Below are 20,118 nucleotides of genomic sequence, written 5' to 3'. Positions count from 1 at the left end.
CTCAGCGCGCTTCAATGAAGCAGCCCCAGGACTTCGTAAAGCGGGGTAGCAGCGTTTTGCCATCGAGCAGCATCTGCAATGTATCGGCCAGATCGCGACGCGTCGGTGCGGGCCGCGACTTCCCCCACGACACATAGCGATCGTCAATACGGCCACGATAGATCAGCTTGTCCTCCAAGAAGACCACCACTTCCGGCGTGAGCGTGGCTCCGGCCTGTTCGGCCCTCACACCAAGCGGATCTAATTGAACTGGGATTGGAAACTCATAGCTCTTCCGCCAATCCTCCAGACTCGCCTCCGTGAGCCGTGCCTCCGGAAACAGTGCGAGAAAATCGACACCCTTGGGCTGATAGAGCGAGACAATCCGTTTGAGTTCTGGAATATAGCGATTGGAGATGGGGCACTCAACGGCAAGGAAGATTTCAACACGGATCCGCGGCCTCGCCTGCAGGGCAAGTGGTAGCGTCAAGAACATGGAGCGCCTTGTCACGAGTGAGCGGATTGGTTCTACCGCCATCCTTACTATCATGAACCCACCGGTGAATGCTTTGTCGCGAGAGACGGCGGCAGCCCTGCATCTGGCATGGCAGCAAGCCGACGAAGACGATGCTGTAACGCGGATCGTCATCACCGGATCGGGCAAAATGTTCGTCGCAGGCGCAGATCTGCGGGAGATCGAAAGAATCACTCAACACGAGATTCCACCCGATCTCAGCTATCTCAATCAACTGCTCAATGCGATCGAGCGGGGCCATACGCTCGTCGTCATGGCGATGAATGGCGGAGCGCTGGGCATCGGACTGGAACTCGCGATGGCGGGGCATTACCGCGTGCTGCGCGCCGGAAGCCAGGTGGGCCTGCCGGAAGTGAACCTGGGGCTGATTCCAGGCGCGGGCGGCACCCAACGCTTACCACGGCTGGCCGGTGTCGGGCCGGCACTGCGAATGTGCCTGACGGGCAAGAGCATCAGTGCGGAAGAGGCGCTGGAGCTTGGAATTGTCGATCGCGTTGTCGAAGAAGATGTAGTTGCCGCAGCACTTGAAGTCACCCAGGGCCGGCGCACCGATCAACTGCCCTGCCAAGGGAATCTCCGCGTGGTGGAAGCAATCCTCGCCGCTGTGCGGGCCGGGACATTCGAAGCGGGTCTCGCCGAAGAAGCACGGCTGTTTCGCGAAGCGCTGGTAGATCAGGAGGCGAAGGAAAAAGTAGCGGCCTTCTTCGCCTCCCGTAAGAAATAACTGGCTATTGCCCGCCTCGAGATTGCGCAGTTGCCGGGGGCCGCACAGGACGTGGAGGAGCGACATAATCCACCAACTCGTCCACTGGCTTCTTCGCTGCCCATGCAATGCCACGAAGCAGCGTCCGCTGGATCTGGTAGTTTGAGAAATTCGCGTAGTTGTGGCCCTGCATCCAAACAAAAGCGCGCGCAGTTTGGCCGCCTGCGGCAGGATGTTCATAGGTCCAAATTTGAGGGACTTTTTCACCGCGATGATCCCCCGCGCTGGGCGTTCCGGCAATCTCCGCAGTCGCCAACACATGGATTCCCGGATCAGAGGCCCAGGTCAGATTGAAAAAAGCCTCGTCCAACAGGGTCAAATTGGACATGTCTTTCATGATCGGATGCGCCTTATCCGTCACGGTGTAAGGAACTGGAGCTTCGAGTGTATAGTTCACTTCGCCATGCTTCTTAGCCCCGCCGGTCAGCTTGGAAAAGGCGACAGGATCAGGTCCGCAAAGAGCGTCATGCAGACTCACCAGCCCACCGCCACGCTGCACAAAAGCGTCGAGCGTAGCCTTGTCGGTATCGGTCAAAAAGCCCACATCACCCTTGTAAATCACAACGACATCGGTCTTCTCCAGATCCTCGCGATGGGGAGGATGCAGTGCCCCGTTCACCACGGCGCCGCGTTCCGTTAAGAGCTTGCTCCAATCGGCCAGAAACTGCGGGTAATCATGTTGCCCGGCACTATGAGTCTTCAACCCGGTCCAGAGATACACGCGCATGCCATTCGGGTTCTGCCCAGGCACTCGCGGTCCCCCTGGCACCTGCCCTTGCAAAAGGCCCCCTGCACAGGCCAACAGCAGCAACAAAATACGATTCAGATCCTTCATTCGCTTCACGTCCGACAATCTTATCGGATCGTGGCTGCGCTAAGCCGTTCAACGTCTAGTCAATACTCCCAAGCCAAACTTCAGAATCAGCACGCGAGCCACTGAAATAGATCCATCGGTTGTCGGGACTCGATGCAATCCCACGGCGCTCCACTTGCCAATCCTTCGATTGGACGACAATCTGCCGCACCCCATCCTTCGTATCGAGTAACCACAACTTCCCGTCATGTACAAAGAAGAGCCGGCGGGAATCACTCAGCCAGTGCGGATCCTGCCCGACATCGCTCCACTTGGTAAATTTCTGTTCCTTCAAGTGGTAAGTGACAATCCCACTCATCGACCCATCCGCTGTCTGCGTAAAGCCCGCGATCTGAGTGCCATCCGGGCTCCAATGCCAGGCAGAGAATAGCTCTTCCGAGTTCTCCATCGGCGGCAGAGCTTGCGGGCTCTGATCGTTCCAACGCCGGTCCGTATCCATCAGAAAACTACTGAAGCCGAAGATCGTATAGGCAAGCTTCTTGCCATCCGGACTCCACACAGGCCAAGCCGTCGTGCCCGTTGCGCCCCGTGTCAACTGCTGGAGTACTCCACCCTCCATCGCATAAGTCCAGATCTCCCAAGCTCCGCCGCGATTGGAGAAAAACGCGAGCTTCTTCCCATCCGGACTCCAACGCGGACCTCGATTCTTATACTGATCATCGGTAAGCTGGCGAAGGCCAGAGCCATCGGTCGAAACGACATAGAGATCATCGCGATTGCTTTGGCTATTGAATGCCAGCGTCTTGCCATCCGGACTCAAGTCGGGGCGCACATAAGGAACTTTTCCGTTGGTCAGGGGTTCAGGAGTCGACTGCAACAGCTTCGATGCGGGATCAAAGCGCACGCGATAGAGATTCGCGAGCAGCTGATAGGCAACAAATGCAATGCGCCGGCCATCCCGGCTGAAGCTGACATGGGCGACATCATCGACAGGCAGACGCACGGACTCCGCAACTCCCTGCACCTCCCCGCTCTTCTGATCGACGCGAATGCGCCAGAGGCCCATGTGGCCATCCCGGTCGCTGACAAAGTACAGAAAACTGCCATCAGGACTCCAGATCGGATTCCAATCCACGGCGGTGTCATTCGAGATCGCAAGAGGTTCAGGAGTAATGCCGTTGCGCGGCCGAGCGCGCACGGTAAAGAGATCGCGCTGTCCGGCCCGCGACGCCCAGAAAGCAATACGATCCCCGCTCGGACTCCAACTCGGCTGCACCGCATCCCCTTTGTAGATCAGCCGCCGCGCGCCATTGTCCACTCGAATGGCCCAGAGCTCACTGGCCGCCGCATAGCGGTCTTCCGGCCGGATGATGCCTTCTGTGGCGCAAACAATTTCAGCGCCATCCGGGCTCCAGGACGGATTGTGCCCCATCGGGCTGAGCTTGCGCGTCTGCTTCGAGCGCAGGTCGTAAAGGAAAAGACCACCACCCTCGCGCTCGCTGCGAAAGGCAATGGTGGTCCCATCGGGAGAGAGTGCCGGTTCCGTATTGTCCTCATGACTCGCTTCCGTAAGAAGTTGAGTCTGCTTCGCCTCCGTATCGGTCAGATAGAGATCCCAATTGCCACGGGCGTTGCTGGCATAGACCAGCATCCGGTCATCCGGACCGATCTGCGGAAAAAACTCGGCACTTTTCGTATCCGTAATCGCACGGAAACTCGCGGTCTCAAACTGCATCACAGAAGGGCCACGTCGGCTGCGAATCGCAATCCATCCGGCAAAAAGAACCAACACGGCCACAAATCCGACAAAGGCTGCCTGCGCAGGAGCGCGCGACCAAAGCGGCAACTTCGATTGCGCAGCCTCGGATCTGCGGCCACTCGTCGTGCTACGGCCGGATGCAGAGGAACTCAGATCGCGCTTGAGCCGCGAGAGATCAGATCGAAGCTCCGCGGCACTCTGATAACGAAGCGCGGCATCCTTCTCCAGCAGCTTCAGAATGATGCGTTCGAGTTCTGCGGGAGCTTCAGGATTCGCAGCGAGCAAGCTGGCCGGAGCCTTGTTGAGAATGGCATCGAAGAGCGCCGCACTGGTAGCGCCCCGAAAGGGCAGGGTTCGAGTGGCCATCTCATAGAGAACCATCCCGAAACTAAACAGATCGCTCCTCGCATCAATGTTCTGTCCGAGCGCCTGCTCCGGGCTCATGTAGGCCGCCGTACCGATCGCAACGCCGCTATCGGTACGGAAAGCAGCCATCGTCGCAGAGTCCCAATTCAACAACTCCTGCTTGGCCAGCCCAAAATCCAACAGCTTCGCTTGGAGCCCCAGACCCGATTTTTCTAAGAGCAGCAGATTCGCAGGCTTGATATCGCGATGGATGATCGATTTCGAATGCGCCGCATCCAGTGCATCGGCAACCTGAATCCCGATGTCGAGGATCTCCCCAACCTTGAGCGGGCGTTCCTGGAGAAGCTGGCGGAGCGTCTTGCCATCAAGCAACTCCATGACCAGGAAGGGACGGCCCTGATCTTCTCCAATATCGTGCACAACGCAAATATTCGGATGATTGAGCGAACTCGCCGTACGGGCTTCGCGCCGGAAGCGCTCAATGTCTTCCCCGCCCTCCTGAAAATCGTCCGGCAGAAACTTCAGCGCCACCTGACGGCCCAAACGCGTGTCCGTCGCTCTCCAGACCACACCCATCCCCCCGCCGCCAAGGGGTTGTTCCAAGCGGTAGTGACCAAATAAATCACCGGATTGGAGGGCGCGATGGGACGGCATCAGAGGTTGAAATCGAGGCGGTCGGCTAGAATGAAAGTGTAACAGGGTGAATGAAGAGTCGAATCCATAGCAAGCTGGTGATGGGTGCAGGTTTAGTTGGCGCGCTGAGTCTGATTCTTCTATTCACAATGCAATCCGCGATCACAGATTCGATTGCGCAACTCCTCTTCGGTGCGGCCAGTGTCTGGGCGCTACGCTCCAGCGGCATCCTCGAAAACAGCAGTGAATTTCCAGACTTTGGGAGTCCCTCGTTGCAGTCCATCGCAAAGATTGCCCCCTGGCTGGTCATCCTGCAACTGGGAATGGGCATCGCACTGCGCTACAAGTATATGGGCGCCATCTCACACGTACTGGGTGCAATGCTGGTGGGAGCCTTCCTCCTCTACTTTGCGACAGGCGTGCTCGCACCGGCCCCCAAGGGCCACTCCGCCCGCACGGCCGCACTGGCTCTGCTCTATGTCGTCTCTGCTCAAGTGCTGCTTGGTATCGCCGCCTATGTGATTCGCTTTTCTGACGGAAGCAGCAATAATATCTTGCCGAATACTCAAATTTTTACCCATTTGCACTCTGCTACCGCAATGCTGACCTTTGGCGTCACACTGGTCTTGTGCGAAATTACGCGACGGACAGCTCGCAAACAGGAGGAACACGAAACTGTTTCGTGAATACCTGGCGTTAACAAAACCACGCATCACCTGGCTCATCCTCATGAGCACGGCGGTGGGGTTTTACTTTGGTCTGCCGCACCTGAATCCCGGCACCCTGCACTGGGTGCTGTTGCACCTCGTGCTGGGCACAGCGTTGATTGCCAGCGGTACCGCGGCACTGAACCAATGGTGGGAGCGCGATAGCGACCGCTTCATGGCGCGCACCGCCACGCGGCCGCTCCCCTCCGGAAAACTCCCTGCGCGCAATGCGCTCGTCTTTGGCATCACCCTGGCCACTGCGGGTTTCCTCGACCTCTGGTTCGGCTGCAACCCGCTCACCGCCTGCCTCGGTCTCTTTACCCTGGTCACCTATCTCTTTGTCTATACGCCGCTCAAACGGCGCTCGCCGCACTCCACCACGATCGGCGCCATCCCGGGCGCCATGCCCCCGCTCATCGGCTACGCAGCCGCCTCGGGAGAGCTCACCTGGGACGCCTGGGCCCTTTACGCAATCCTTTTTGTTTGGCAGTTCCCGCACTTTTACGCGATCGCCTGGATGTATCGCGAAGAATATGGCAAAGCGGGCATCCGCATGCTCCCTGTCGTTGAGCCCGATGGCAACTCCACCGCCAATCGCATCCTCTGGACTTCGATTCTGATGGTTCCAACCAGCCTCTTGCCGGTGATGCTGGCCATGAGCGGTAAGATCTATCTCGCGTTCGCCTTGCTCATGGGCGCACTGCTGCTGTATACCGCCTGGAAGCTGTACCAGGATCGCAGCCGAGAACGGGCACGGGGCGTCCTGTTGGCCTCGGTCGTGTATCTGCCGGTGCTCTACGCCGTGCTGATTTTTTCTCCGAAATAACCCTATGCTGCTTGCTGTAGAAGGCTTGACGCATCGCTACGGGGACAAGACAGCCCTCGACCAATTCACGATGCACTTAAATCGCCGCGAGATCGTCGGCCTGCTCGGCCCCAACGGCTCCGGCAAGTCGACGCTCCTCCGCGTACTGTCCACACTGGTCAAGCCGCAAACGGGGCGCGTCGAAATCTGCGGCTTCGACGCAGGCAAACTGCCTGAGGCAGTGCGCAGCCGCATTGGTGTGGTCTTCCAAACACCCACGCTCGATCCGCTCCTCACTGTCGAGGAGAATCTGCTGATCTTCGGTTCCTTCTTTGGCATCTCCGGACGCGCCCTGCACGAGCGCGTGCGCCATCTGATGCAGCAATTCGGTATCCTCGATCGGCGCACCGACTTTGCCAAAACCCTCTCCGGGGGCTTGCGCCGCCGCGCCGAAATCGCCCGTGCCCTGCTCCACGAGCCGCAACTCCTGATCTTCGATGAGCCCACCTCTGGTCTCGACCCGGCTGCGCGCGACGACTTCTGGAAAGCCATCGAAGAACTGCGCGAGAAGCGAAGCACGGCAATCTTAATCTCCACCCATCTCTTTGACGAAGCCGAGCGTTGCGACTCGCTGATCCTCCTGCACCGCGGGCTGCGCGTCGCAGAAGGCACACCGGCAGAACTGAAAGCGACGATCGGCGGCCAGATCGTCGAACTCGTCGCCAAGAAGCCAGAAGCGGCCCTTGAGACCTTGCGAGCCAAATTCGGCGCCGCCATCGAGCTATCGGACGGCATCCTCCGCGTGGAAGCAAAGGACGCCCATCAGATGATCCCCAGCCTGGTGGAAGCCTTACCCGGTGAAGTCTTATCCGTCGGGCTGCACCAGCCAACCCTCGCCGACGTTTTTCGGAAGGTGACAGCATGATCCTCACAGCCTTGGCCTTAGCCCGACGGGAGATGCTGAAATTCTGGCGTGAGAAGGCACGCGTGGTTGGCTTTGCCGCCGCCCCCTTGCTGTTCTGGTTCGTCGTGAGCGCAGGCTTCAACGACTTCGCCCGCTTCTTTGCCGGCTCCATCGCGCTGACGCTGATGTTCTCCGCGGTCTTCTCCAACATGTCGGTGATCGACGATCGCAAAGAGGGCTTCCTCGCCGGCGTTTTAGTGACGCCCGCACCGCGCGCGGGAGTGGTCCTCGGCAAGGTGCTTGGGGCAACGATCCTTGCCTGGCTGCAAAGCCTCGTATTTCTGTTCTTCCTGCCGCTCACCGGCCTGACGCCGGGTTTCTTTGGCATCCTGGGGGCAGCGGGAGTACTGCTTTTGATCGGTCTGCTGTTTACGCTACTCGGCTTCCTCTGCGCCTGGCGCATGCCCTCGACGCAGGCGTTCCACGGCGTCATCAACATGCTGCTGCTTCCCATGTGGATGCTTTCCGGCTCGCTGTTTCGCGTCGGAGAAGCGCATCCGCTCATGCAGCGCCTGATGCAAGTGAATCCGATGACCTACGGCATCTCGCTGCTCGACGTTTGCCTCGGAGGCACCTCGCCGTTTTCGATGGCGCTCAGTCTGGCGGTTCTGTGTGGCACAACGGCGCTGCTCTTTGGCGCCGCCTTATGGTTCATTGGAAGGAGCGAATATGCGACGGCGTGAATGGCTCGCTGGCCTTGTCCTATGGAGTAGCTGCAAAAAGAAAAGCGCGCTGCCCGACTTGGGCACCGTGCCGCCCTTCGAATTTACAAAACAGGATGGCCGGCCTTTTTCCAGCTCTGCCTTAAAAGGAAAAGTCTGGGTGGCGGACTTCTTCTTTACCCATTGCCCCGGCCCCTGCCCACGCATGTCCAATCAACTGAAGCGGGTGCAGGAACAGACGGCACAACTCCCGGACTTCCACATCGTCAGTATTACGGTAGACCCTGACCGCGACACGCCAGAGGTCCTGACCGAGTATGCCAAGCGCTACCACGCAGACCCCATGCGCTGGACCTTTCTTACCGGCCGCAAAGACCTCATCGAGAATGTAATGAGAGAGTCTTTTTACCTGGGGCACGCTGGCACCATGACCGAACACTCCACCCGTTTCGTTCTGGTCGATGGTTCCATGCGGATCCGTGGCTTCTACGATTCCTTCGCAAAAGACAGCATCGATCAGCTCATTGAGGATATCCAACAACTTTCATGACCATCCGTGACTTACCACTTATAGACGCCAGTCTGAACGCACTCTGTACCTGCCTGCTACTGTACGGCTATTATCTGATCCGCAATGGCAGAAAGACAGAACATCGCAACGTGATGCTCTCTGCCTTTGCCGTCTCCGTGATCTTCCTCATCTGCTACCTCGTCTACCACTTCTCGGTCGGCAGCGTGCCTTACCAGGGCCAGGGCTGGCTCCGCCCGCTCTATTTCACCATCCTGATCAGCCACATCCTCCTCGCCGTAACCGTACCGGTGCTGGCGATCCTCACCCTCTGGCGCGCCTTCCAGGAGCGCTTCGACAAGCACCGCAAGATCGCCAGAATCACCTTCCCCATCTGGCTTTATGTATCGATCACAGGCGTCATCGTTTACCTGATGCTCTATATCTTCTAGCGAAAACGACTTTCTTTACTAAGCTGAGCCGCCGCTAGAACACCCACGAGTCCCCGTCGACTCCTTCCCCATTCCTAGGCCTAGCACTCCCGCTACAACAGGCTGCCCCTCCCACCGACCACTTCTCGATCGCTCGATTCACGGTCCTGTTCACGCACCTGATCCTCGCCGTGACCATGAGGCTGCCAGCGAGCCTTTCAGAACGAATCGATGTCTTTGAGCCGAAGCGGCCGTTCCTGATGAGAGCTTACGGTATAAAAGAAGAACCCTCCAACAGGCACAAACCAGTGAACTATAAAATCCTACTTCTTCTGATCGCATTTGCGGTGCAGGCAGGCGCTAGCGTCTTCACCTTTACCGATCGCACCGAATTTCTGGCGGCAATTGACTCCGGCTATTACGAGGAGACGTTTTCCACCATCCCAACCGACCTCATCATCTTCACCGGAAAATCCTTTAGCGGCAATGGGTTCTCCTACTACGTGTCTGCCGAAGACGGACTCTATGTCACCGTGATCGACTCGGACATCTCTCTGTCCGGAGAGGATGCCTCTTATCCCTTGATCATCGATTCGTTCGCCGGTGGCATCACAGCAATCGGAGGATCTTTCTTTTTTGACAATGCAGAAAACGCATTGAGCCCTTCTGGCTCGGGCTTCTTAACCCTGTGGAACGGAACCGAGGCGCTCGCCACTCTCGCCGTAAACACTCCCACCTCAAACAAAAGCTTCTTCGGCTTCATCAGCACCACACCCTTCACCGCCCTCACCCTACAAGGCACCTCCACCGAGCAAAGCGGCTACGCCTGGCCAAACGTCGACAACCTCATCGTCGGGACAGCCGATCCCTCTGCGGTCCCAGAGCCATCCACATACCTGCTCTTCGGTGCAGGACTCGCCGGTCTCGCCCTGCTGCGCCGCCGCTAGAACACTCACGAGTCCCCGTCGACTCGCCAACCTCAATTCCTTCCTGCCCACTACTCTTTCCGTAACATTGGCATCGTTCAGGTCATCCGACACCAGCGAGGAACCATCATACCCATGCGCTTTGCATTTCTTCTGGCCATTCTCATCTCCGTGGCCTCTGCCAACATCATCAACTACGGCCCCACCAATCAAACACTCACCTATACCGGTCTCGGCCCCGACGCCCAAGGCCACGGGACAGTGCGCGTCAGTTGGGGCTCCTGCGTTTTTGAAAACGGTGTCACCACCTGCACCCTGTCCGGTCCTTACACCGGCATCGGCTCCGGCGGCACCTTCACGGTCGTAGTCACCTATGCCGGAAACGGCCCCTCGCCGCTCATCGGTACAGTCATCCCAGGCACCGATACCATCAACCTTGGCCTCACCGCGGGCGCGATCGAAACCAAGCTCACCATCAACGGCAACCCCACCACCTTCTACTACACAAACCTCACCACCTTCTTCAACACCAGCAACGCAGTCTGCACGCTGGTCACCTCATGCGCGGTTGGCCAGGTTGGCCTCATTCCCGGCGCCACCATCACCGGCCCCGTCACGGGGCAATTCGACGCAACGCCCATCATCCGCGGCGTCGTCAGCGCGAGCGCTTACGGCGGCTTCTCCTCCGTCGCGCCAGGCTCCTGGATGGAGGTCTATGGCATCAACCTGGCAAATGTACTCCGGCAAACCTGGAGTGGAGCCGACTTCAAAGGCAACATCGCCCCCACCGCCCTCGGCGGCACCACGCTCACCATCGGCGGCAAACCTGCCTATCTTGATTACGTCGATCAGGGCCAAGTCAATGCGCAAGTCCCCTCAAGCGTCCCATCAGGCCCGCAACCTGTCGTCATCACCACCGCTGGCGGCGCAAGTGCCGCCTACACCATCAACGTCAATAGCGTAGAGCCAGGCCTTCTCGCGCCCGCCGTATTCAAGCTCGCAGCCGGACAATACGTCGCCGCTCTCTTTCCCGATGGCGTCACCTTTGTGCTCCCTCCCGCAGAAGGAATTCCCGCCCGGCGCGCCAGGCCCGGCGAAACGATCATCCTCTACGGCATCGGATTCGGCCCCGTCACCCCGGACACCCCCGCCGGCACCATCCAAACCCAAAGCAACCGGCTTGTCGGCAGCTTCCAATGCTCTATCGGCGGCACCCAGGCCACGGTGAGCTACGCCGGACAATCCGGCAACTTTGTCGGCCTCTACCAGTTCAATGTGGTCGTCCCAAGCGTCGCCGCGGGAGAGGCTGTCCCCTTTACCTACACCTTGGGCGGAGTCCCCGGTCCCCAAAGCCTGCTCATTCCCATCGGGAACTAAACGCCAATTGCCAACGCCAACGCGCCCAGCACTCCTGCCCGGCCGCCCAGTTTCGCCCGCACGATTTTTGGGAGCGGCGCATAACCATTCATCTCTTGCGCGGCAGTCTGACGCACCATCTCCACCATCCCGCGCTTGAGACCAATCCCGCCGCCGAGAATCAGCAGTTCCGGCGAATACGCACAAGCCAGATTCACCGCCATCTGTCCCAGATAGTGAGCTTCCAAAGCCCAGCCCGGATGATGATCCTGTAGTTCTTCCGCCTTCGCTACCCCATAACGGGCTGCGATCGCGGGCCCGCACGCCAGCCCTTCGAGACAATCCCCATGCACCGGGCAGTGCCCGCCATACTCGTCGCCCCCAAAGCGGCGCACACGCATATGCCCCACTTCCGGATGGAGCAGTCCATGAATCAGCTGGCCGTTCAGCATCGTCCCACCGCCGATTCCCGTCCCCACCGTGACATAGACAAAGTGTGTCGACTTCTTCGCTGCGCCCCAAAGATGTTCGCCAAGCGCGGCGCCGTTCACATCCGTATCAAGAACCGCGGGACAGCCCAACGCCTTCTCCACCGCCTTCACAATCGGAAAGCCACGCCACTCGATCTTCGGCGTCAACGGGGCAATGCGGCCCTTCGCAATTTCGAGCGGCCCAAAGCAGGCGATCCCAGTGCGCTTCAGCTTGCGACCGGCGAAAAACTCCCGGATCCGTTCGAGGGTCTCCTTCGGACTCGTCGTCGGAATCGGAGGACTCACCGTCAGATTTTCAGGGTCTTTGCCATAGGCGCAGACGATCTTCGTACCACCAGCTTCAATTGCTCCAAACATGATGACTCTCATCCAATATAGACTTGAGAGTTTGATGAGACTTGCAATTCTTCTATTTCCCTTGCTGGCCATAGCGCAGATCCAACAAGGATTCATTTACGAATCAGCGCCATTTCCGGAGTGCCACGCCTCAACGATTGTCGAAACCGCTCCCGGTGAGTTTTATGCCGCCTGGTTCGGCGGCACAAAGGAAGGTGCAAAAGACGTCGCCATCTGGGGTGCCCGTCTGAAGGATGGAGCCTGGAGTGCGCCCGTCGAATTGGCTCGCGAAAAGGACCAGTCCACCTACAATCCCGTTCTCTTTTTCACCAAAGATAAGAAGCTGTGGCTGTTCTACAAGCACGGTCTGCACCCCAAGACATGGAACGGCGCTAAAATCTCGTCTCTCGACGGCGGCCGCACCTGGAGCGAAAAAGAGTATCTGCCGGCTGGTCTCTACGGCCCGATCAAAAACAAGCCGCTTGTTCTCGCCGACGGCACTGTCGTCTCTGGCACCAGCGTCGAATCCGACCACGCCTGGACCGCCTGGGTCGAGCGCTCCACCGACAACGCGCAAACCTGGACCAAGCACGGCCCCATCGTCTACCCGGCAGAAGCCCGCGGCATCATCCAGCCCACCATCGTCCCCATTGGCAAGAACACGCTGCGCATGTACATTCGCTCCACCAAGAAGATCGGCTTCATCACCTACGCCGATTCCAAGGATGGCGGCAAAACCTGGTCCAGCGCCAAGATCACCAATCTCCCCAACCCGGATAGCGGCATTGATGCCGTGGCGCTCAAGGACGGCCGTATCGTCCTCATTTACAACCACACCAGCAGCGGGCGCTCCCCGCTCAACATCGCTGTGAGCAAGGATGGCGACAAGTGGACAGCGCCGATCGTTCTCGAATCAGAACCCGGCGAATATTCCTACCCCGCCATCATCCAAGCCGCCGACGGCAAAGTCCACGCCACCTGGACCTGGCACCGCAAGAAGGTCAAGCACGCCGTCATCCCACTCGAGTCTCTGCCGAACTAACTACCAGAGACCGACGAACTTCCACCAGGCGAAGCCGACCGTCGACCAGATCGCGATATTGAGCAAGGCGCAGAGGAATCCGACGCGCCACCAGCTCTTCATGTCAACGTATTCCTGGGCAAAGAACATCGGGGCAGGCGTCGTGCCGTAATTGGTCAATCCAGCCGAGAGGTTCGCGAACATCGCGAATCCAAAGCAAGCGAGACCAGCCGGCGCTCCCTGCCCGATGATCACCCCGACAAAGGCCGGAAACATCGCCAGCAGATGAGCGGTAATGCTCGCAAACGCGTAGTGGGCAAAGAAGTACACCAGTAGCGCGATCATCATCAGCGGATACCAGTTCAGCCCCTCGAGCGATCCCCCCACAAACTTCGCAAACTCTGTCGGAATCCCGGTGCTATTCAACGCCTTGGCCAGATTCAGCAGCCCGCCATACCAGATGAACATGTCCCAGGCCGCCTCTTCCTTCTTCACGTCCTCCCAGGTCAAAACACCCGTAATCAGCAGCGCAATACTACCCAGTAGCGCCGGCACCGCAACATCCATCTTGTGAATGCTCGTTGTTGCCCAAGCTCCGCAAACACCCAGAAATACAGCCGTCAGCACCCACTCATTCGATCCCAGCTTGCCCATCGCGCTGAGTTCTTGGTGTGCGAAAGCGGCAGCTTCCGGAGTATTTTTCACTTCTGGCGGATAGATCTTGCTCACCAGCCACGGCACCGCCAGAATGCTGCACAATCCCGGCACCACTCCCGCCCGAAACCAGCCAAACCAATCGATCTGGACATTGTGCAGCTTGCCCGCAAGCTGCGCCGCCAGCGGATTTGAGGCCTGTCCGGTCAGAAACATCGCCGAACTGATGCAAACCCCCTGATAGACGCTGGTCATCAAAAAAGCTCCAATCACATTCGACGTCAGCCCCGGCTTCGACCCATACAGCTCCGCCACACTGCGCACAATCGGCAGAATCACACCACCGCTGCGCGCACCATTCGAGGGAATGATTGAGGCCAGCGCGATGTCGCTAAAGCAAAGCGCATAGCTGACGCCAAGCGAGGTCTTCCCAAACAAGCGGACAAAGAAAAGAGCAATCCGCCGCGCCAGTCCCGATTTGATCAGCGCGCGCGAAATGAAGAATGCGGCCAGCACCAGCCAATTCGTCGGGTCTGAATAGCCATCAAGCGCCTGCTTGATTGAAAGCCCGCCCACAATGCTGGCAAAGACGACGGCCATCAGCACCAGCGCCCCGCCGCTCACCGGTTGGAAGATCAGACCCGCTACGGTCGCGACAAAAAGGGAGAACAGCCGCCAGCCTTCCGGCTTGATCACATCGGGTTTTGGGAACCCGTAGGCGATCAGTAAATATATGGCAACGAGAAGCGCTAAACCCCAAATGCGTTTGGGAATTCGACCCACACTCTCCCCCTCAGCTAGACTGGAATAAGACTTCCACTATCTCATGATCTCGATCGTCATCCCGATTCACAACGAGGAACCGTCCATCCTTCCTCTCTACGACCGACTGACCGCTGTTCTGGAGCGGCTACAGCGGCCCTACGAAATCATTTTTGTGGACGACGCCTCGACCGATCGCAGCTTCGACCTCCTCGCCAATCTCGTCGAAACCGACCAGCGCCTCAAAGTCATTCGCCTCCGCCGCAACTTCGGACAAACTCCCGCCCTCCAGGCCGGTTTCGACGAAGCGCAAGGCGAAGTCATCATCTCGATGGATGGCGATCTCCAGCACGACCCCGAAGACATCCCCGCCCTGCTCGAAAAAGTGGAACAAGGCTGGGACATTGCTTCCGGTTGGCGCAAGAATCGCATCGACAACGCCATCACCCGCAAGATTCCCTCGCGCATCGCCAACTGGCTGATGGCCAAGGCTTCCGGCATTGAATTGCACGACTTCGGCACCACATTCAAGGCTTACCGCACCGAGATCCTCAAAGACATCAATCTCTACGGCGAACTGCATCGCTTCATCCCTGCCCTGGCAAAGCTCTACGGCGCCCGCGTCATCGAAGTCCCGATCAAGAACACTCCCCGCGCCGCTGGCGATTCCCACTACGGCCTCAGCCGCACCTTCCGCGTCCTCTACGACATCCTCACCATCAAGTTCCTGCTCACCTACTTCACCCGCCCGATGCACTTCTTCGGCACCCTCGGGCTGACGGGCACCATTCTCGGTGGCGCAATCATGAGCTACCTCTTCGTCTACAAGTTGCTCGGGAATGACATCGTAGTGGACCACGGCCCACTTATGATTGCAGGCTCCCTGCTATTGCTGGCTGGCATCATGATGTTCTCAACGGGCATCCTCGGCGAAATGCTGATGCGCACCTACTTTGAAAGCCAGGGCCGCCGCATCTACGCCGTCCGCGAAGTCCGTACGCGCAAAGAAGCGCAAGCTCCCGAAGCAGCGCGCTAAACCGGTCGAACCGCGTCATAGCTCCAAACTTCGCGCACCCTCATCTCCACCGCAGGCAGCCGGCGTAAAATCTGTTTCACACGTTGATTCTCCGCGTGGAACTCATAGTGGAAGGTGGAGACCTTCCGCTGCATGGCATCTTCCAGGCATCGTTGAGTCAGAAGCCCAAGCGCGAGCGAAGCCCATTTTCCCTCTCGAATCGAAAGCATCTGCAGCGTCCCAATGCTCCCCGAGATCCGATAGAGACACACGCCGGCAACAGCGCCCTCCCGTTTCGCAATCATTCCAGTAGTGGTTTCGCGCGCCACCCAGCGGCGCAATTCCAGCTCCGGAAGACGGCTGTGAATGGGCACAGTCTCGAGGAGAAAAGCAGACACCGCCGCGCGGTCTTCATTCCTCAGCTTCTCAATCTCAAGTCCTACATCCCCCCATGACGCCACCGTTTCCGACCAACTCTGATGGAGCTTGGCGACGCTGCATTCCTGGCGATGCCAGACATGCTGGCGACGAAACCCGCAGCGCTCGAGAAACTCCGACATTCCCTCATCCTGATAGCACTCTGCCTCGATTGGATTCCCATACGCCAATCGCTTCACCTGCTCAAAAAGTTCCCGGCCCCAGCCGCGCCGCCGCCATTCCTGGTGGATCCGCAAACGAAACTTACGGATGTTTGTCGCGGTACGGCCAAAAGAAACCGTACCGATTCCCTTCGCTTCCCGTTCCACCCGAAACTCCTGCCACCCCTGCTTGTTGCTCACCTCGTGCAGGACAAACGGTCCGAGCGAAATTTTCGTCTCCCGGCGACGGATCTCCGGCTCGCCCCCCTCCACAAAAATGAGTTCGCCGAATTGCCCCAATCGCCAGAGGAATAAATCCAGATATTGCAGGAGGACACTGCGGCACGGTGCAAAGAGTGGCCCGGTGAGATGCTTGGCAGCACACGCGAGGGCATCGTAGCGAACAAGCAGTACATCCCAATCCGATTTCTCGGCCAGATGCGTCGCTGCGGCATGGAGTGTTGCCGCATCGGCAAGAATCGCCGCCAAAGCAGCCACGCGAGAGTCTCTGTCGAGATCGATTTCCGCCAGGCGGGGAAGAAACTGGAGTAAGTCCGACGCCTGGAAGTCGGTCTCCAAAACACGGAGATCCCAGAGCGCCTCTTCAAGCGTAAGCGGCAGCACAGAGCCCACTGGCGCCACACGTCCCGCCCAATCCGCACGCACACTCGCAACAGCGTCGGGATGTGGCCAGCCCACCGAAAACACTCGCCCCTTGGCCTCATACCCCGCTTGTCGTTCCACCTGGGCCAAATGCGGCATGCGGCCCTCAGCAAGGGCCGCATGCAATTCACCAGGCTTGAGGCCCGCAAAGGAAACGTAAATTTTTCCCACTCGGATTCGGGGATTAGGCCTTTCGTCGCTTCAAAATTCCAAGCCCGGCTGCGCCCAACGCCAGCAGACCAAACGTCGATGGCTCCGGAACATTTTCCACCCCGCAACCGCTGGCGCCTGTCGCGCCGCCCTTATCTCCCATCTCGATATTCTCGTTTGCGGCACAAGAATAGGCCCACTCCTGTAAGGTCAGGGTCGCGCGGTTCACGGCATAGGGTACTTGAGTTGCATTGAAAGAAGTGAAATCCAGAGACACATTCACCAGCGCCCAACCCTTGAGAACATCGTTGTCTTTTTTCAAGGTAAAAGCCAAATACCGGTCCTCTCCATTTGGGAAGTTTCCAGAACCATCCTTCCCCAGCGAGAGGAGCATCTGCTCGTTGAACTCCTGGGCAACCCAAGGGAGCCACTCTGTGCTGTCGCCAATCAAAAGCGGCTGCACGTTGCCATCGCCGCCGGCCACCCCCGTCCCATTTTGCAAGAAGATCCGCGCAGAAGACCTTCCATCCCATTCAGCAGACGGGTCGGAATCCCCGGCGCCGACTCGGAAGATCATGTCAATCGTCCCATCCCCATCGAAATCGACGTCCATAGCTTGAAACGTCTCACCATTGGAGGCCACAGTGATGCTGAGGTTTTGAACCCCGCTATAAGAGATGGTGCTGGCCAAGGCCGAGGACCCCACCAAGCTCAGCTGAATCAGTTTTTTCATTCTCAAGGATTATGGCACGCCAATATCATCTTTAGTACTATCAGTACTAAAGATTTGTATTTTTTAGTCAGGAAATACTTTCGCTGCTGTCGCCGCAACAAGTGCAAGCCAGTCCAGGAGCCCAACTCGATCGGCCATTCGATTCCTACAAAAATAGAAGTCCAGAACTTGAGCGGCCACAAAATCATTGCCGGAGCAGCTCTCCAAGTTCTTTTCCCTGACCTGTGTTAGCTTAGAACTTTTGGTCGATCCATAATCCATGCTCCTACCTACCACCTACGCTGCCACGCTAATCATCTTGATTCTGTCTCTGCTGTGTTTGGGATCATGGGCCAATACGCTCAAGAAAAGCAATTGGCGTTTTGAGCTGTTCTATATGGACTTCGCCCTGGGTGCCCTGCTCTCCGGCGTCGCTCTCGCTTATACCGTAGGATCCATGGGTGCCGATCTCTCCGTGGCAGATAACTTCCTGTTGAGCGGTAAAAAACAAATCTTCTATGCCTTCGTTGCGGGCTGCGTCTTCAACCTCGCCAACATGCTGATCGTCGCTGGCATTGAATTGGCCGGCATGAGCGTCGCCATTCCGATTGGCATGGGGATTTCCTTTGTGTTGAGCGCCATCTGGACTTATTTCACCCAGAACAGCGGCTCCCCGCTCTACGTTTTTGGAGCAGCCTTCCTCGTTTCAATGGCAGTAGTTCTCATTGCGATCGCCCATGCGAAAGCAGAAGGACAGCGCCGCAAGATCGCGGCAGAACTCGAAGCTGCGGCCACAGCGGAATTAGCGGCAGCGGAGCCCACTTCCCCGGTGAAGAAGAAAAAGCCTGCCGCACCAGCAGGCCCTGGCATTCTGCGCGGTGTCTGGGTCGCACTGGCAGGCGGCTTTGTGATGGGTGCCTTCCTACCCCTCGTCAACTTGTCGATGGAGGCGGAACTTGGCTTGAGCAATCCCTATGCGGTGACGATGATCGCAGCCGCCGGAATGCTCATCAGCACCTTTATCTACAACCTCTATTTCATGAACCTGCCCGTCCGCGGGCTCCCCACCAGCTTCTTCGCCTACTTCACTGGAACTCTTTCCCAGCATCTTCTCGGTCTGGCTGGTGGAACCATCTGGATGATTGGCATATCTTCCTACCTGCTCGTCACCATCGCTCCGGGGGAAGCCAAGATCGGCCCCTGGCTCAGCTTTGGCGTCGGCTCTGGCTCCTTGATCGTCAGCGCGCTGTGCGGCATTTTGATCTGGAAAGAATTCGACGGCGCCGAGGCCGGGGCCAAGAAGCTACTCATGGCGGTGATCGCGCTATTGCTCGCCGGGATGGCCCTCATCTCGCTCTCCCCGGCTTAAGAGACGCGCCACAACTTCATTTAATTTTTCTGGCACGGCAACGCTCCCCTGTGCCATTTTGGCCGTGCCGCCCCCACGCCCGCCAGCCACCTCGAGAGCAGCCTTCAACTGCTTGCCACAATCGATGCCCAGTTCCGGATGCGCCGTAAACAGCACGCCACCGTTCAACCGTCCAGCCAGCACCACCAGAGCTCCGGGGTTCGCAGCAAAACAAGTCGCGCTCACACGGGAAGTCTCATCGATTTCGTCCACCGTCTCCACCCACACCCGGCGTCCGGACCAATCAGCCTTGCTTTCTTCATAGCGGCGCTGTCCATGCAGTTCCGCTAGCTCCAAGGACATCCGCTTGCGAGCCTTGTCGGCCTCCGCCAGTCGCTCGCGCAGACTGCGTTCATTCTCAGCCGCCCGGTCGAGCCGTTGGCGCAACTCCGACAGCGCACGGGCTCCACAATAGAACTCGATGCGAAGTGCATCCCGCACCTTTTCCGTCTTGCCGAGGAGCACCAACCCAATCTCGCCCGTATGCGAGACATGAGTCCCGCCACAAGCACTCCGATCCAAGCCCTCAATCGAGATGATGCGCAGAAGCCCTTCCCGCTCACTGGCCTTGCGCAATCCGGTAGCACCAGAAGCGGCTTCAAATCCAATCTGCACCGCCCGGTTCTCGCGAACCCGCTCATTCACCCGGCCTTCGATCTCCAGCAGCAGGGAGGCAGAAACGCGATTCGGCTCCACATCCACCGTCGAGCCCACGGCCCCCATGTGGAAACTGACCGTAGACAGAGAGAACTCCTCCGCCATCACAGCGCTGAGCAGGTGCTGCCCCGTATGCTGCACCATGTGATCCAGCCGCCGTGCGCCATCCACCACCCCATGAACTACACTGAGCTCCGCGGCCAGCGGAGTCTCAAGAACATGCACAATGTCCTCGCCCGCCTCCACCACTTCGACCACGCGAAGTCCACTGAGAGTGCCTGTATCAAAAGGCTGCCCACCGGAATTGGGATAGAACGCGGTGCGATCGAGTTGAATACGTAGCCCATCGGCGGAACGCTCCACCACGGAAGCCTGAAAATCCCAAAGCCGGGAGTCCTGATAATAGAGACGGTCTGTCAAATCGCTACTCTAACAAACGAAAAAGCGCGCGGACCCGGCCTGC

At 58.4% G+C, this 20,118-nt stretch carries 20 protein-coding genes; 12 read left to right on the top strand and 8 right to left on the bottom strand.

The genetic code is table 11. The features are described from left to right. Position 1: 1 nt before the first annotated feature. Positions 2–475 carry a thioredoxin domain-containing protein gene (locus tag M017_RS29720; RefSeq protein ID WP_031498938.1) on the bottom strand — a complete coding sequence of 158 codons (474 nt, stop codon included), beginning with the start codon at positions 473–475 and terminating at the stop codon, positions 2–4. Between M017_RS29720 and M017_RS0115005 the strand changes: the two genes are divergently transcribed. Next, positions 474–1,238 carry an enoyl-CoA hydratase/isomerase family protein gene (locus tag M017_RS0115005; protein ID WP_031498937.1) on the top strand — a complete coding sequence of 255 codons (765 nt, stop codon included), beginning with the start codon at positions 474–476 and terminating at the stop codon, positions 1,236–1,238. The two genes, M017_RS29720 and M017_RS0115005, sit on opposite strands and share 2 nt — an antisense overlap. Before the next feature lie 4 nt (positions 1,239–1,242). On the opposite strand, the gene M017_RS0115000 is transcribed toward M017_RS0115005, so the two are convergent. Both M017_RS0115000 and M017_RS27770 read right to left on the bottom strand, forming a co-directional pair. Then, a complete protein-coding gene (locus M017_RS0115000; RefSeq protein WP_080507797.1) occupies positions 1,243–2,112 on the bottom strand; it encodes a ThuA domain-containing protein in 870 nt (289 codons plus the stop codon). A 55-nt stretch (positions 2,113–2,167) separates the two neighbouring features. Further along, entirely contained in the window at positions 2,168–4,819 is a 2,652-nt protein-coding gene (locus M017_RS27770; RefSeq protein WP_202901659.1) for a protein kinase domain-containing protein, read from the bottom strand. A 101-nt stretch (positions 4,820–4,920) separates the two neighbouring features. Here M017_RS27770 and M017_RS0114990 point away from each other — a divergent pair, with 101 nt between their 5' ends. The 8 genes from M017_RS0114990 (at position 4,921) to M017_RS0114955 (ending at position 11,229) form a co-directional block, all read left to right on the top strand. Then, entirely contained in the window at positions 4,921–5,535 is a 615-nt protein-coding gene (locus M017_RS0114990; RefSeq protein WP_031498934.1) for a COX15/CtaA family protein, read from the top strand. Further along, a complete protein-coding gene (gene cyoE / locus M017_RS0114985) occupies positions 5,525–6,382 on the top strand; it encodes a heme o synthase (RefSeq protein WP_031498932.1) in 858 nt (285 codons plus the stop codon). Before M017_RS0114990 ends, cyoE begins: the two co-directional genes overlap by 11 nt. A 4-nt stretch (positions 6,383–6,386) precedes the next feature. Then, positions 6,387–7,286, top strand: a complete 900-nt coding sequence (locus M017_RS0114980; protein ID WP_035957823.1) for an ABC transporter ATP-binding protein — start codon at positions 6,387–6,389, stop codon at positions 7,284–7,286. Further along, positions 7,283–8,008, top strand: a complete 726-nt coding sequence (locus M017_RS0114975; RefSeq protein ID WP_051670136.1) for an ABC transporter permease — start codon at positions 7,283–7,285, stop codon at positions 8,006–8,008. The genes M017_RS0114980 and M017_RS0114975 overlap by 4 nt, the downstream gene beginning before the upstream one ends. Beyond that, entirely contained in the window at positions 7,995–8,537 is a 543-nt protein-coding gene (locus M017_RS28780; RefSeq protein WP_080507792.1) for an SCO family protein, read from the top strand. The genes M017_RS0114975 and M017_RS28780 overlap by 14 nt, the downstream gene beginning before the upstream one ends. Next, a complete protein-coding gene (locus tag M017_RS28775) occupies positions 8,534–8,947 on the top strand; it encodes a DUF420 domain-containing protein (protein WP_031498928.1) in 414 nt (137 codons plus the stop codon). The genes M017_RS28780 and M017_RS28775 overlap by 4 nt, the downstream gene beginning before the upstream one ends. 287 nt (positions 8,948–9,234) lie before the next feature. Then, positions 9,235–9,873 (top strand): PEP-CTERM sorting domain-containing protein, encoded by a 639-nt coding sequence (locus M017_RS0114960; RefSeq protein ID WP_031498926.1) that lies wholly within the window; start codon positions 9,235–9,237, stop codon positions 9,871–9,873. 114 nt (positions 9,874–9,987) lie between these two features. Continuing rightward, complete coding sequence (locus M017_RS0114955; protein ID WP_031498925.1) at positions 9,988–11,229, top strand: hypothetical protein; 1,242 nt, start codon at positions 9,988–9,990, stop codon at positions 11,227–11,229. Here M017_RS0114955 and M017_RS0114950 read toward each other — a convergent pair. Further along, positions 11,226–12,056 carry an ROK family protein gene (locus M017_RS0114950; RefSeq protein ID WP_202901658.1) on the bottom strand — a complete coding sequence of 277 codons (831 nt, stop codon included), beginning with the start codon at positions 12,054–12,056 and terminating at the stop codon, positions 11,226–11,228. The two genes, M017_RS0114955 and M017_RS0114950, sit on opposite strands and share 4 nt — an antisense overlap. Before the next feature lie 34 nt (positions 12,057–12,090). On the opposite strand from M017_RS0114950, the gene M017_RS0114945 reads away from it, so the two are divergent. Further along, entirely contained in the window at positions 12,091–13,077 is a 987-nt protein-coding gene (locus M017_RS0114945) for a sialidase family protein (protein WP_031498923.1), read from the top strand. On the opposite strand, the gene M017_RS0114940 is transcribed toward M017_RS0114945, so the two are convergent. Further along, the gene (locus M017_RS0114940; protein ID WP_051670135.1) at positions 13,078–14,493 is read right to left on the bottom strand and encodes a DASS family sodium-coupled anion symporter; all 1,416 of its coding nucleotides are present in this window, start codon (positions 14,491–14,493) and stop codon (positions 13,078–13,080) included. Between the two features lie 43 nt (positions 14,494–14,536). Between M017_RS0114940 and M017_RS0114935 the strand changes: the two genes are divergently transcribed. Then, on the top strand, positions 14,537–15,508 hold the full coding sequence (locus tag M017_RS0114935; RefSeq protein WP_031498921.1) for a glycosyltransferase family 2 protein: 972 nt from the start codon (positions 14,537–14,539) through the stop codon (positions 15,506–15,508). Here the strand turns inward: M017_RS0114935 and M017_RS0114930 are convergent. Together M017_RS0114930 and M017_RS0114925 are read right to left on the bottom strand one after the other, a co-directional pair. Further along, positions 15,505–16,899: a GNAT family N-acetyltransferase gene (locus tag M017_RS0114930; RefSeq protein WP_031498920.1), complete on the bottom strand. Its 1,395-nt coding sequence runs from the start codon at positions 16,897–16,899 to the stop codon at positions 15,505–15,507. The two genes, M017_RS0114935 and M017_RS0114930, sit on opposite strands and share 4 nt — an antisense overlap. A 13-nt stretch (positions 16,900–16,912) precedes the next feature. Further along, positions 16,913–17,611, bottom strand: a complete 699-nt coding sequence (locus M017_RS0114925; protein ID WP_031498919.1) for a PEP-CTERM sorting domain-containing protein — start codon at positions 17,609–17,611, stop codon at positions 16,913–16,915. A gap of 376 nt (positions 17,612–17,987) precedes the next feature. On the opposite strand from M017_RS0114925, the gene M017_RS0114915 reads away from it, so the two are divergent. Then, on the top strand, positions 17,988–18,959 hold the full coding sequence (locus tag M017_RS0114915) for a hypothetical protein (protein ID WP_238325907.1): 972 nt from the start codon (positions 17,988–17,990) through the stop codon (positions 18,957–18,959). On the opposite strand, the gene M017_RS26700 is transcribed toward M017_RS0114915, so the two are convergent. Further along, positions 18,915–20,075: an alanyl-tRNA editing protein gene (locus tag M017_RS26700; RefSeq protein WP_035957821.1), complete on the bottom strand. Its 1,161-nt coding sequence runs from the start codon at positions 20,073–20,075 to the stop codon at positions 18,915–18,917. The two genes, M017_RS0114915 and M017_RS26700, sit on opposite strands and share 45 nt — an antisense overlap. Between the last annotated feature and the right edge of the window lie 43 nt (positions 20,076–20,118).

This window comes from Bryobacter aggregatus MPL3 (assembly GCF_000702445.1).
In the GTDB taxonomy this organism is placed as follows: domain Bacteria; phylum Acidobacteriota; class Terriglobia; order Bryobacterales; family Bryobacteraceae; genus Bryobacter; species Bryobacter aggregatus.
The sequence above is the reverse complement of the archived record's forward strand: the minus strand, read 5'-3'. Positions and strand labels throughout refer to the sequence as shown.